General features: G+C 59.5%; 11 protein-coding genes. 4 read left to right on the top strand and 7 right to left on the bottom strand.

Annotation, left to right across the window (positions count from 1 at the left end; genetic code table 11):
- Nucleotides 1–147 precede the first annotated feature (147 nt).
- Entirely contained in the window at nt 148–783 is a 636-nt protein-coding gene (locus tag ACP7B9_RS00550) for a DUF2461 domain-containing protein (RefSeq protein ID WP_425859800.1), read from the top strand.
- Nucleotides 784–830: 47 nt separating this feature from the next.
- Here ACP7B9_RS00550 and ACP7B9_RS00545 read toward each other — a convergent pair whose 3' ends face one another.
- The 3 genes from ACP7B9_RS00545 to ACP7B9_RS00535 all read right to left on the bottom strand — a co-directional run bounded on the left by ACP7B9_RS00545 (nt 831) and on the right by ACP7B9_RS00535 (nt 4,772).
- Nucleotides 831–1,631: an oxygenase MpaB family protein gene (locus ACP7B9_RS00545; protein WP_425859798.1), complete on the bottom strand. Its 801-nt coding sequence runs from the start codon at nt 1,629–1,631 to the stop codon at nt 831–833.
- 54 nt (nt 1,632–1,685) lie between these two features.
- Nucleotides 1,686–3,194, bottom strand: a complete 1,509-nt coding sequence (locus tag ACP7B9_RS00540) for an amino acid permease (protein ID WP_425859797.1) — start codon at nt 3,192–3,194, stop codon at nt 1,686–1,688.
- A gap of 153 nt (nt 3,195–3,347) precedes the next feature.
- Nucleotides 3,348–4,772 carry an FAD-dependent oxidoreductase gene (locus ACP7B9_RS00535; RefSeq protein ID WP_425859796.1) on the bottom strand — a complete coding sequence of 475 codons (1,425 nt, stop codon included), beginning with the start codon at nt 4,770–4,772 and terminating at the stop codon, nt 3,348–3,350.
- A 233-nt stretch (nt 4,773–5,005) separates the two neighbouring features.
- Between ACP7B9_RS00535 and ACP7B9_RS00530 the strand changes: the two genes are divergently transcribed.
- The 3 genes from ACP7B9_RS00530 to ACP7B9_RS00520 all read left to right on the top strand — a co-directional run bounded on the left by ACP7B9_RS00530 (nt 5,006) and on the right by ACP7B9_RS00520 (nt 8,612).
- Nucleotides 5,006–6,091: a hypothetical protein gene (locus ACP7B9_RS00530; RefSeq protein WP_425859794.1), complete on the top strand. Its 1,086-nt coding sequence runs from the start codon at nt 5,006–5,008 to the stop codon at nt 6,089–6,091.
- 67 nt (nt 6,092–6,158) lie between these two features.
- Entirely contained in the window at nt 6,159–7,172 is a 1,014-nt protein-coding gene (rarD, locus tag ACP7B9_RS00525; RefSeq protein ID WP_425859793.1) for an EamA family transporter RarD, read from the top strand.
- 27 nt (nt 7,173–7,199) lie between these two features.
- Nucleotides 7,200–8,612, top strand: a complete 1,413-nt coding sequence (locus tag ACP7B9_RS00520; RefSeq protein ID WP_425859791.1) for a dihydrolipoyl dehydrogenase family protein — start codon at nt 7,200–7,202, stop codon at nt 8,610–8,612.
- A 17-nt stretch (nt 8,613–8,629) separates the two neighbouring features.
- Here ACP7B9_RS00520 and ACP7B9_RS00515 read toward each other — a convergent pair whose 3' ends face one another.
- The 4 genes from ACP7B9_RS00515 to gabT all read right to left on the bottom strand — a co-directional run bounded on the left by ACP7B9_RS00515 (nt 8,630) and on the right by gabT (nt 13,078).
- Entirely contained in the window at nt 8,630–9,451 is an 822-nt protein-coding gene (locus tag ACP7B9_RS00515; protein WP_425859790.1) for a universal stress protein, read from the bottom strand.
- Between the two features lie 130 nt (nt 9,452–9,581).
- Nucleotides 9,582–10,577: a hypothetical protein gene (locus ACP7B9_RS00510; RefSeq protein ID WP_425859789.1), complete on the bottom strand. Its 996-nt coding sequence runs from the start codon at nt 10,575–10,577 to the stop codon at nt 9,582–9,584.
- A complete protein-coding gene (locus ACP7B9_RS00505; RefSeq protein ID WP_425859787.1) occupies nt 10,574–11,392 on the bottom strand; it encodes a hypothetical protein in 819 nt (272 codons plus the stop codon). The genes ACP7B9_RS00510 and ACP7B9_RS00505 overlap by 4 nt, the downstream gene beginning before the upstream one ends.
- Before the next feature lie 327 nt (nt 11,393–11,719).
- Nucleotides 11,720–13,078: a 4-aminobutyrate--2-oxoglutarate transaminase gene (gabT, locus tag ACP7B9_RS00500; RefSeq protein ID WP_425859786.1), complete on the bottom strand. Its 1,359-nt coding sequence runs from the start codon at nt 13,076–13,078 to the stop codon at nt 11,720–11,722.
- Nucleotides 13,079–13,090: the final 12 nt, after the last annotated feature.

The following is a 13,090-nucleotide window of genomic DNA, read 5'->3' as shown; positions in this document are numbered from 1 at the left end:
TGACCATCCTTACAGCTTTTCTGGACTAAGTCCAGTTAACTGCGTGGTGTTTTTCATTCCCCCACAACGGCTCCCAGCGCCGAGGATATCCACCCTTCATGGCGGGCATCTGGCGCAGCTTCACTGCTGTCCATAAGCTCTAGAGGCATGGACACTTTTAGCGGCATTCCCGGCTCGGCCCTAGATTTTTACGCGGGCCTTGAAGCCAACAACAATCGCGAGTGGTGGCTGGAGCACAAAAACACGTTCGACGACGATGTGCACGCCCCGCTTGCGGCTCTCCTAAGCGGGCTGGAACCACGGTTTGGCCCCGGGAAGATCTTCCGCCCTTACCGGGACGTGCGCTTCTCCCCCAACAAGGAGCCCTACAAAACCGCCCAAGGCATGTTCGTTTCAAACTACGAAGGTGTGGGTTTTTATCTGCAGGTCAGCGCCGATGGCCTGCTCGTGGGTGGCGGCTATCATTCGGTCGCCCCGGCGCAGTTGTCACGGTACCGGGCCGCCGTGGACGCGTCAGCCAGCGGCAAAGGCCTTGAAGTCATCATGGCTGGGCTCGTGGCGTCGGGATTCGCCATTGAAGGACAAACACTCAAGACAATCCCACGAGGCTTTCCCAAGGATCACCCCCGACCGGAGCTGCTCAAACACAAAACGCTGAGCGCTTCGTTGGCACTGGGAAGTCCGGATTGGCTGGAGACTGCCGCCGCTCAGGAGCACATTGCCGGATATTGGGAGCAACTGCGACCACTCGTTGACTGGGTCATTCGCTACGCGGCACCATAATCGGCGAGGGAGTTGGGACTGGGTTGATCGTCGCTTACGCCGAAATGCTATCCGGGAATACGCCGGAGGTAATAGCGCATGGGAGCGCTGCGGATCTTGTAGGGAGTGACCTTGACCAACACCGAGACAAGTTTGAAGAGGCCGGTGAGCATCCGTTCTTTGCCTGATGTCCAAGCAAAGCCGTACATGTACCGAACTTTGGGAGGCAGCAATCCCGCAGTGAGGAAGCGGGCCAACGGCATGAGCACGCGGATCCATCGAGGGGTGTTTGCAGCCGCCAACAATTGAGCCGCAACCCTCGCGACGGTATCATCGACGCTCAAAGTTTCAAGCTGCTCATCCCAATAGGATGCAAAGTCTGCGCGGGATGCGGGCCAAAGATTCGCAGGCATCCCCAGGGCAGTTCCCAGGACGGCGTAGCTTTGATACACGGACTCCGCATCACCGTCCGAGAGAGCGGGGAATACGAGTTCATACACCTGGCGTGCTGAATCATAAAGGGTAGCGGCCACCCATAGCTGTTGCTGTGGATCGGAAGCATTGTAGGCGGGGGCGTCCCGGGACCCGCCGGACTTGACCGGCAGGTGCGCGCGCTGAACTTGGCGCCGCACGCTTTTGCGTTGTGCTGGTGTGCCGTTGCTCAGGGCGTAGATGTAACTCAAGGTCCCGTGCAAGCGACGCAGTGGATCTGCGGAAAAACTCGAATGGTCCGCCACCCCATAGCCCACGGCCGGGTTGGCCAATTGGAGCAGGATTGCCCTACCGGCGCCGGCCAGCAGAACTGCTTCCGGCGCCATATCGGCCAGGGTTTTCAACGCCATCGCGGCATTGCTCGTTTCACGCTTCATACGTTCCAGCGTACGCGGAGCCTCAAGAGTAGAGGCTCCGCGCTTAACTGGCCCCTAGCCGAGGTTGCTGGGCTGCGTTGCCGCGAGCCCGGCTGCTTCTTCTCGGCGTAAACGGGAGTTCCAGTGACCGTAGCTGAAGTAAAACACCAGTCCCACAGCAACCCAGACGGCGAAGAACACCCACGTCAAAGTGGCAAGATTCAACATCAAGTAGATGCACAAAAGTGCCGAAACTACCGGGATCACCGGGCCAAAGGGAACTCGGAAGGCAGGCTTGAGATCCGGCCGCTTGCGGCGCAGGACCAGGATGCCGATGCTCACCATGACGAAGGCACTTAGAGTGCCAATGTTGATCATTTCGCTGAGTACTTCCACCGGTGTGAAACCGGCCAGAATGCCAACGAAGATACCACTGAGGATCTGGGTGCGGGCAGGCGTGGAGTGCTTCTCTGAGGTCTTGCTCAGCCCACGAGGCAGGAGTCCGTCACGGCTCATAGCCATCATGACGCGGGCCAGACCCATGAGCAGGACCATGATGACGGTTGTCAGGCCAATGAGGGAACCCAAGGAGATGATAACGACTGCCCAGTCAGCACCCACCAGAGAGAACGCGGTGGAAAGTGAGGGATCGTCAGCCTTGGCGAGGTCCTCATAGGACACCATGCCGGTAACTGCCAGGGTGACGAGGATGTACAGCACTGTCACAACGGCAAGGCCTGCAAAGATGCCTCGGGGCAGGGTCTTTGCCGGGTTCTTAACTTCCTCGGCGCTGGTGGCAACAACATCGAAGCCAATAAACGCAAAGAAAACCAGGGCGGCACCTGAGACGATTCCCGCGAATCCGTAGATCGAAGGCTCGGCGCCTGTCATCAGCGACAGGAACGGTTGCAGCTGCCAGGAGGATTCCGTGACCGCGGCAGGCTTGGAAGGCGGAACGAAGGGGGTGTAGTTCTCCGCCTTGACGTAGAAGAAGCCAACAACGATCACAAAGAGGACGATCCCGATCTTGATGAGCGTAAACACGTTGTTAATACGAGCCGCCAGCTTGGTGCCCATCACCAAAACAAAGGTGAAAACAGCCACAACGACCAGCGGACCCCAGAACACGGTGATCGGGCCGAGTGCGAAGTTGGAAGGAATATCCAAATTCACAGCTTCGAAGAAGTTGCTCAGATAGATGCCCCAGTACTTGGCAATCACAGACCCGGCCATCAATAGTTCCAGGATCAAATTCCAGCCAATGATCCACGCCAATAATTCGCCGACCGTGGCATAGGTGAACACATAAGCACTGCCGGCAACAGGGATCGCCGTGGCAAATTCTGCGTAACACATGATGGCCAAGGCGCAGGTGATGGCCGCCAAGATGAAGGAGACGGAAACAGCAGGTCCGGAATGGTTCGCCGCTGCGTTGGCGCCGACGGAGAAGATCCCGGCACCGACAGCCACGGCGACGCCCATGATCATCAGATCCCAGGTGGTCAGTGATCGCTTGAGGCCGTGTCCGGGCTCGTTGGCATCAGCAAGGGAATGCTCGATGGATTTGGTTCTGAATAGGTTCATGGAAATCGCTTAATCCTCAGGTATTTTGGAACCCAATAACAGTAGCGAAGCATTATCAGAATAATCGTATTTGAGAGATTCTATCTCGAATAATGAGATGAAAATTCTGTCATTTTGGGTCACACAACATCCCTCGGACAGGCGGCGCCGCGTCTACTTCCTGGAGATGTCTACCATCTCGTCACGGTCAACAACCTTGATTCGCTCCCGGACTACATCGACGCCGGCCGCAGGGACGTAGCTCTCGCCCAAATGTTTTTCGTGGGCGTCGAGTTTGTTCCATCCATCCCACGTTGTGAATTTAACACCGCGGGACTCCAACAGCTCCACGACTTCCGCTTCGTTGGGCCGTGCGGCGACGGGCAGGTCGATCCTGTCTTCCAGCAGACAGCCAATGGTTTCCAGGGCGTCACCCTTGGTATGGCCAATGAGGCCAACGGGCCCACGCTTGATCCAACCCGTCGCATACAGGCCTGGCACCTGCGCGCCGTGGGCATCCAAGACGCGTCCGCCGTCGTTCGGGATGACGCCGCGCCGGGCGTCAAAATCAATCTCGGGGAGTTCGGAACCAAGGTAGCCCACTGCCCGGTAGACAGCCTGAACCGGGTAGTCGATGAACTCCCCCGTTCCGCGGGCGTTACCGGTGCCGTCGAGTTCATTGCGTTCAAAACGGATACCGGAGACCTGCCCATCCGTTCCGATGATCTCCACCGGGGTGTGGAGGAAATGCAGATGTAGGCGCCGCGAAGCCGGGTCCCTTTTCTCTTCACCTTCGTCGCCCTGTTCAACAAGCCAGTTGGTGAGCGTATTAACCATGGTCTTGATCTGGTTGTTGCTCTTGATGGCCTTATCCGACGCCTCGTCGAAGTCGAAGTCCTCCTCGTAAAGCACAATGTCAACATCGCGGGAATGTGAGAGCTCGCGCAGCTCAAGAGGGGTGAACTTGACCTGGGCGGGTCCACGGCGGCCGAAGACATGCACGTCGGTGACCGGCGATTCCAAGAGGCCGGCGTAAACATTGCTAGGGATCTCGGTCGTCAAAAGATCGTCGGCATGCTTGGACAACACGCGGGCTACATCCAAGGCAACGTTGCCGTTGCCGATGACGGCAATTTCCTTGGCATGGAGCGGCCATTCGCGGGAAACATCCGGGTGCCCGTCATACCAGGAAACGAAGTCAGCACCGCCGTAGGAACCATCCAACTCGATTCCGGGAAGATTCAACACCGCGTCCTTGGTGGCACCCGTTGCAAAGATGATGGCGTCGTAGAAGGTTCGCAGATCGGCCAGAGTCAAGTCCCTGCCGTAGGTGACATTGCCGAAAAAACGGATGTCACCGCGGTCCAACACCTTATGGAGCGCGTTCATGATGCCCTTGATCCGAGGGTGGTCAGGCGCAACACCGTAGCGAATGAGACCATACGGGGCCGGCTGAGACTCAAATAGATCAATACTGACCTGAACGTCGCCACCGGCAACTTCTTGAGACTTGGTCAAGATGTCGGCCGCATAGACACCCGCCGGTCCAGAACCAATAATGGCGACGCGGAGTGGGCGAGGGGCGAGGTGAGTAGCCAAGAAAGGAGTCCTTCCGAACTGTGAAGCGCAACATCAGCCTAGTAATGGATCAACTGTTGCACACCAAAGCGCCAATTTTGCGCCACATTCCAAGTCAATATCCCTAGATCGGACCACAGGCGGAAGCCTGTCACAATTGGCCGGATCTCGCGTAAAGCCGATTTTTGATGTGTAATGTAGCTCACATTAGATCAATACCGTCATTGCCGATCGATTTCTCTAGGAGAACCTACATGGTACGTCTACCTTCTTTCGTGGGGCGGCGCGGCCTGCTGACCACCGCTGGTGCTGCCGGTCTCGGAGCCCTTGCCTCAATTACCCTTCCTCCCCCAGCCAAAGCCCCCGTAGGTGACTCGGCCCTGCCCGTCCTGAGCCCAGCTGACGACTGGGCCGCGACGTTGGCCGCCACACCACAGGTTCAATTGGTAGCCGGCGCCAGCTACACATTGACGGCGCCCGTCGAGCTGCCCAACAACACCTTGATCGAGGGCAACGGTGCAATCATCAACGTTGCATCGGATGCCATGGCGGCTTTCACGGCAGCGTCCAAAACTGGCATCACCATCCGAGGTTTGACCTTTCAGGGCCGCACCGAGGATTCCCTGAATCAAGCGGCAAATTTTGCCCACACGGCCATTCGGCTGAACCGGTGCACTGGTTTTCGCATTACTAATTGCGATTTTAATTTCTGGTTGGGCGCGGGCGTTGTGGTCACTGGCTCCACCGGGGACGACTACTTCGCCTACCGAGGCCATATTCAGGGAAACAACTTTGTCCGTTGCTACTTTGGTGTCTCGTTCACCGATCGGGCCGAGTACTGCTCGCTATCCGAAAACATTTTTACCGCCAACCGTCTGGCCATCTGGAACAGCTCGGGCAATTTGACGGCGACCTCAAATATCGCGGTCAACTGCTACGGCGCGTACTATGCGTTTTCGAAAACCAGCCCCTACGGCGCCCAGACCTCAGATAACTGGAACCACGGCGCACTCTCCGGCAACACGTTTAACCACAGCAATGGGAGCGGCGGAGTGCGGTGGACGTCCAACACCGCCTTCCCCATTGGAGGCACAATCATGGACCCTGGCTCAGGAGTGGTGGTTGATGGCTTGCTGCCACCAACGTTCACCGGCAACACCCTCTGGTACACCAACATCAAGGCCAATAATCATGGGGCCAACCAATGGTTGCTGACTGGCTGCGCGCTCTCGAATCTCTCGATCAGCGCCACAGGCAACCCCGTCAAAATCCTTGGTTTCCAATCCAACGGCGCCAACAATGCGCCCGTCTTGAGTGGAAACGTCCAGCACGTGTTCTAGGCTTTTCGCACCGGCTCCATGAGCGCCACGTCCAATGAATGCCAAGTGGACGTGGACTATAAAGGCCATGAGTGTTGTTATGGGGATTGTGACTCCCAGCCAAGCTAAGACAGACCGCATTCCCACCAACCACCCAAAAACCGCCAAAGCTGCCAAGCCCGCAAGATCAGAAGCCGCGACGGGCGTACTTTATGGCATTGGAGCCTATGGGCTGTGGGGCATGATGCCCATCTACTTCATGCTGCTCCTACCGGCCAACAGCATTGAAATTGTTGCCAACCGAGTGGTCTGGTCGCTGATCTTCTGTGCCCTGATCATTACGGTCAGCCGCGGTTGGGGAAAAATGGCGGCGGCGTTCAAGAGCCGCCGCATCATGGGGACGCTGACAATTGCTGGATTTTTGATTGTCATTAACTGGTTGACCTACGTCTTTGCCGTCACCAGCGGCAATGCCATTGAGGCCTCCCTTGGCTACTTCATCAATCCCCTGGTCTCCGTACTGATCGGAGTCCTGGTGCTGAAGGAGAAGCTCCGGCCCCTGCAGTGGGTAGCCGTGGGCATCGGTTTCGTGGCGGTAGTGGTCTTGACGTTCAGCTATGGCAAGTTGCCGTGGATTGCCCTGGTGTTGGCCGCCAGTTTCGGAAGCTACGGATTCGTCAAGAACCGAGTGGGCGGCAAGGTCGATGCCATCACGAGCCTGAGCGTAGAAACAGCCGTGCTGACCCCACTGGCCATCGTCGCCATGATCGTTGTGACGGTCCTGGGGCAGGCCACGTTGACAGGTCTGGGCCCCGGCCACTTCTGGCTTATGGCCTCCGCCGGCATTGTCACTGCTGTCCCGCTGTTGTTTTTTGGCGCCTCGGCCAGCCGCTTGTCCATGACGGGAATCGGCTTGCTGCAATTCATGACCCCGTTGATTCAGTTCCTCGTGGCCATCAATCTTCTGGGCGAGCGCATGAGCGTGGAACGGTGGATTGGCTTCGCAATCGTCTGGTTGGCCCTCGGTATTCTGATCGTGGACATGCTGGTCACCTACCGACGCACCACCAAATTGCGGAAAAACATCCAGGTTCAGGCCTAATAACAGACCCACACGAGAGGAATGCTGATGGCTCCGGAGGAATTTGACCTGCTGGTGATTGGTGGCGGGAAAGCTGGCAAGTCGCTGGCCATGGATTCGGCGGCCGCCGGCCAGCGGGTTGCCATGGTTGAGCGTGGCATGATCGGCGGCACGTGCATCAATGTGGCCTGCATCCCCACCAAAACCCTTGTCAACAGTGCACGGCTGCTGGCCATGACCCGCCGGGCCGCAGAGTTCGGCATTCTGGACATCCGGAACCCAGCTATTGATATCGGGCTGTTGCGCGACCGCAAGGAAACGGTGGTCGGCACCATGGTGGCGGGCCAACGCAAGTCTTTCCTGGCCTCTGGAATGGATCTCGTGATCGGCGAAGCACATTTCACCGGCCCACGCACGGTAGAGGTTACCGACGACGCCGGCATCCACCGCACCCTGCGCGGCACCAACGTTGTTCTCAATACCGGGATGGTGCCGCTGGTTCCTGACATTCCCGGACTGCGCGCCGCCCAGCCCTTGACGAGCACCACCATCCTTGAGCTGGCCGAACTCCCCACGAGCATCGTCATCATGGGCGGCGGCTACATTGGCTGCGAGTTCGCCTCCATGCTGGCCATCATGGGGGTTGACGTGACGGTTGTGCAGCGCGGATCCGCCCTGTTGCCGCGCGAGGATGCCGAGGTATCCGCGGCCGTCGCGGCCGCGTTAGAGGCCGACGGCGTGTCCGTGCGGTTGGGTGTCTCCGCCGAATCAGTGGCCCGTTCCAACGGCACGGTGACTGTTTCCCTCTCCGATGGTTCGCAGCTGACCGCCGCGGAAATCCTGGTGGCGGTGGGACGCATGCCGGTCACTGCGGCGCTGAGACTGGAGGCAGCCGGCGTCGAACTGGCAGACCGGGATCTGGTGCGTGTGGATGAATTTCTGCGGACCACGGCGGACGGCGTCTGGGCAGCTGGTGACGTAGCTGGCACGCCACAGTTCACTCACGCATCCTGGAACGATTTTCGAATCCTGAAAGCCAATCTCGCCGCCAGGCAGGATGGGTCCGCAGGGCAAGATGGGGCACTGCTGAGCACGAAGGACAGGCTCATTCCCTATTGTGTTTTCACAACCCCCGAGCTGGGCCGCGTTGGGCTCTCTGAGGCTGAGGCCCGGGCCGCCGGACATGACATCCGCATGGCGCGGATGCCCGTCTCGGCGATTCCCCGGGCCCGGACGGTGGGCCAGTTGGACGGTTTGTGGCAGGCGGTGGTTGAGCGCGGCAGCGACCAGATCCTGGGCGTCTCGCTTCTGGGCCACGACTCAAGCGAAGTGATCGCCGTGGTTCAGATGGCCATGCTCGGAAAACTCCCCTATCAGCGGCTCCGTGATGCTGTTATTGCCCATCCCACCATGGCGGAGGGCCTGCAACTGCTGTTCAGCGACGCGTTCCTAGAAGCGTAGCTCCGCCAGAAATGGGGCTAGATCCCCTGCTTGTGGAAGTCTCGGGGAACCACCACCATGGGTACGGGCAGCGCGCGCAGGATCTTATTCGCCGTGGATCCGAGGAAGATTTTGCGGTTCTCCGCCAGCCGGCTGGAACCGACAATGACCAATTCCCCGGATTTCCAGCCGATCCCGTCAACGGCTTCTTCGATATTGCGCCCGTGGGCCAGGGTGACAGTGACCTTCGTGTCCGGCATATCTGCCGCCGCCTTGGCGAGCACCGTGTTCACGTGCTGCCGTGCGGGACTCAATGCATTGTCCAGGCTGAAATCTGTTTGCTCCAGCTGGTCCAGTTCCACGACGGAAACCAACCGCAGCGGAACGTGACGGCGCCCGGCGGCGGTAGCTCCGACGTCGAGCACGGACTGCCAGCCCTCCCGCGTTCCAATCATGGCCGTCAGCCGGGTGAGCTTGTCTTTGCGGTTGTAGCCGCGTGGGGCCAGCGCCACAGGTACCGGCGACGCGTGTAGCAACCCGTTGGCCACGGATCCCACCGTGAATCGTTTGAACAGCCCGTTACTGGCAGCTCCCACCACGATCAGCGCGGCCTCGTCCTCCTTGGCTGCATCGATAAGGCCATGGACGAAGGATTCGGCAATGCGTGTGGAGAACGTGGCCTCGACAGCCTTCGGAACCATGGCCAGGGCTTGCTTTTCCGTGTCCGGATCGGCCGCTTTTCCACCGTGGACAACGTTGACCAGATGAAGCTGCGCACCCTGGGTTCTGGCGATGACCCCCGCAAGGGCAACGGCATCGGCGCCGCGTTCGTCAGGCCGGTATCCCACAACATATTTCATGAATTAACCCCTCGGTTGGCGTTGGTAGTCCTGTTTCCCAGCTCTAGGCTGGCGGCATCCTTGCATTCGTAGCACTGACTGTACAGCGGGGACCGCCTTGGGGGAACAGGGCTTCGGGAAGCTCCCTTCGTTAAGGTTCGACGTCGACCGGCTGCGCCCGCGGATTTCTCACCAGCGCTGTGCGCAATGCGGTGCTGAGCGCCGTCACGGCCAGGACGGTCAGTCCTGCAGCGAGGAAACAAGGCGCGAGTGCGGTGACAATGTCCGTCCAAGGTTGCAGCGTGGTTATGCCACCCTCTTGGCTCACGGTTCTCCCTGCTGCCAGAGGGAAGATTCGCGGCGCAAACCCAGCCGCTAGTGCGATTGCAACAAACAGCCCACCAACCCAAAGTGCTCGGGTTCGCAAGAACGAAAGTTGAGGCGTGAATTCCACAGAGGCCAGGGTTTCCCCGGGTTCGGTGAACTGCCACAGTTTGGGGACCGCAACAAGTGCGGCAACTGTTAGCAGACCCACCCACAAGAAGGCCGGGGCAAGCTCGGGTAACGCAAGGGACAAGGGCATGCTCAAAATATAGGAAACAGGCATGCCTGTTTCCTCATCGATGACCATGGTGGGCCCCCACACGGCAGGGAACATCTGAGGACTGAATTGGGTGAGCCACGCGCCTATGAGCAGTCCTGCGGCAATGATCCTGAGGTAGGGCCGGAATCTACCTTCATGGGCCCGACTCTGGCGCGAAAAGAGGAACAGGATCAGCATCAGAAGCGAAAGGCCCACCGTCAGGAAAGGCGCGGCCAGTGGAAAGAGAATAAGGGTCCAGGGGTTGCTCTGGGAGCCGACTACCGATGCTTGTTCAAAACTAACGGTGACGGGACCCCAGTACTGAGCCGTAAAGCAAAAGACCGCGGCCGCCATCAGGACAACGCCAAGGGCCGCGGGAAGCCGCCAGGCCAGCGATGAAGTTATTGCCGGGGACTCGACTTTATGGACCGGTGCGGGCGTTTCCGGCTCGACAACGACAGGTCGCGGAGCCGTCGGCTGGGACACGGGCTTCGGCGTCGTCCCTTGTTCACCACCGGGTTGGAACATGGCCGGGTAGCGTGCGTCGAAACCTTGTTTGCTCATGATTCTTCCCCAAGTTCAAATTGCTCGTCGGTGCTTTCAGTGTCCGGCGCCGGCACGGATGTCGCCAGAATCAACACTCCCCACAAGAGGATTCCGGCGCCCACCATGGCGAGCGGTTCCCCAGCCTGCGCCACCGCACTGGGCCACGGATTCGTCATGTATTCATAGTCGCCAGTCGTGATGGTCTCCCCTCGTGACTGAAGCGGGTAGAGGGAGGTGGCAAACCAGGCCCACAACGCCGCAGCTACGAGCGCAATGCCCGTTGCGAAGGCCGTCTTGGCCGAAAAAACGCCGGCCTTTCCCTTGCTTTTGGGGCGGGCAACGGCAACCACGCCCAACATGCTTAGACCCACAGTAAGAAGCGGCGCAGTGGACCACTGGCACACCATGGCCCACTGGATGGGAACCCCGTTTTCTTGCTCCTGAAAGGACTGGTAGAACAATTCAGGCCATAGCGTAGTGCTGAGGCACGCAATGGTTCCACCAACAAGCGCTACTATCCCCACGAGTGCTGCAGCGCCACGCAGCCACTGACTCCCATAATGGCGTGAGCTCAGGAAAAAGGCAGCCGCGAGCATCGCTAACGCGGCGGTGACCAAGGCCGGAGCGCCTTGAAGAATGGTGTAGCCCCACGGGGTTGCTGGAGCACCCTGACCACCCTCCCCTGCACCCCACCTGCTCGAGGACGGAATGAAAGAAACGGCCAGAAAGCAGAATGCTGCGGCGGCAAAGGCCGCTAGGACCGCCGCGCTGCAAATTAGCCACGATCTGGCAGTCCACCGGACCTCGTGCCCCTGAGTTTGGGCTACGCTCACTGGTTTTTCTTCGGGACTGGACGGGAAAACAACGTCATTGTCGATCGTTGCCGGGGCGGGAGGGGTTACCTCGGCTGGCGGAACGGCTGCGTCGGAAGGAGGCTCCGGCGCCGCCCATGTTTCACCGCCTGGCTGAAACAACGCCGGATACCGATTATCAAAGCCCTGATTGCCCATGCCACCCCAAAGTGCCGAGTCGAAAACAGAATATTCCTCCCAGAATACCCAGTGACCTTGAATTACTTGCAGAGGACAAAAGGAAAGGCGCCGCTATCGGGACAATACCCGTCAGCGGCGCCTTTCACCTCACAACAATTAGCACACGAGCTAGGCGGCGCGGATGGCGTCCACCAGTACGTCCAGTCCGTCATTGAGCAACTCGTCGCTGATGACCAGCGGCGGAAGAAGGCGGATGACATTGCCGTAGGTGCCACAGGTGAGGATGATGACGCCGGCCGCAAGGCATGCCGCGGCGATGGCCTTGGCGGCCTCCGCGTTGACTTCCTTGGTGGTGTTGGCCGTGCCAGGCTTGACCAGTTCGATCGCCATCATGGCGCCGCGGCCACGGATCTCACCGATAATGCCAGCCTCACCCATTTCTTCAACGAGTGCGTTGAAGCGGTCGGTGACGATGCGTTCAATGTTTGCAGCGCGGCCGTTGAGGTCGTGTTCCTTCATGGTCTTGATGGCTGCCAGTGCCGCGGCACAGGCAATGGGGTTTCCACCGTAGGTGCCGCCTAGACCGCCGGGGTGCACTGCATCCATGAGATCTGCGCGGCCCGTGATGGCTGACAACGGCAGTCCGCCACCGATTCCCTTGGCCATGGTGATGATGTCAGGGACAACGCCTTCATGTTCGGAGGCGAACCATGCCCCGGTGCGGCAGAAACCGGACTGAACCTCGTCGGCAATGAACACCACACCGTTTTCCTTGGCCCAGGCGGCCAAGGTGGGCAGGAAACCGTCGGCCGGGACGATGAAGCCACCCTCGCCCTGGATGGGTTCGATCAGGATGGCAGCAACGGAGGATGCCCCGATCTGCTTCTCAATCATGGTGATGGCGCGGCGGGCCGCTTCTTCACCCTTGATCTCGGCTTCCTCGCGGTACGGGTAGCTCATGGGGACGCGGTAGATCTCGGGGGCGAACGGACCAAAGTTGGTCTTGTACGGCATGGCCTTGGCGGTCAGCGCCATGGTCAGGTTGGTGCGGCCGTGGTAGGCATGATCGAAGGCCACGATGGCGTCGCGTCCTGTGGCCAGGCGGGCTACCTTCACCGCGTTTTCCACGGCCTCGGCGCCGGAGTTGAAAAGCACCGTGCGCTTTTCATGGGTGCCGGGGGTGAGCGCGTTCAGCTCTTCCGCCACGGCGACGTAGCTTTCATACGGGGTGACCATGAAACAGGTGTGGGTGAAGTGCCCAACCTGCTCGCGGACAGCGTCAACCACGTTGGAATCCGAGGCGCCCACACTGGTCACGGCGATGCCTGAACCCAGGTCAACGAACGAGTTGCCGTCCACATCGGTGAGGATGCCACCGTCGGCATCGGCAACGTACACCGGCACACCGGAGGCTACACCGGCGGCAACAACGGCCTTGCGGCGGACATCGAGGGCCGCGGACTTCGGGCCGGGGAATGCCCCCAAAATTTGGCGTTTCTGGGCAAGGCGGTACTGAATATCTGACATGGACATTCCTTT

It is taken from the genome of Arthrobacter sp. TWP1-1 (assembly GCF_049897845.1).
In the GTDB taxonomy this organism is placed as follows: domain Bacteria; phylum Actinomycetota; class Actinomycetes; order Actinomycetales; family Micrococcaceae; genus Specibacter.
The sequence above is the reverse complement of the archived record's forward strand: the minus strand, read 5'-3'. Positions and strand labels throughout refer to the sequence as shown.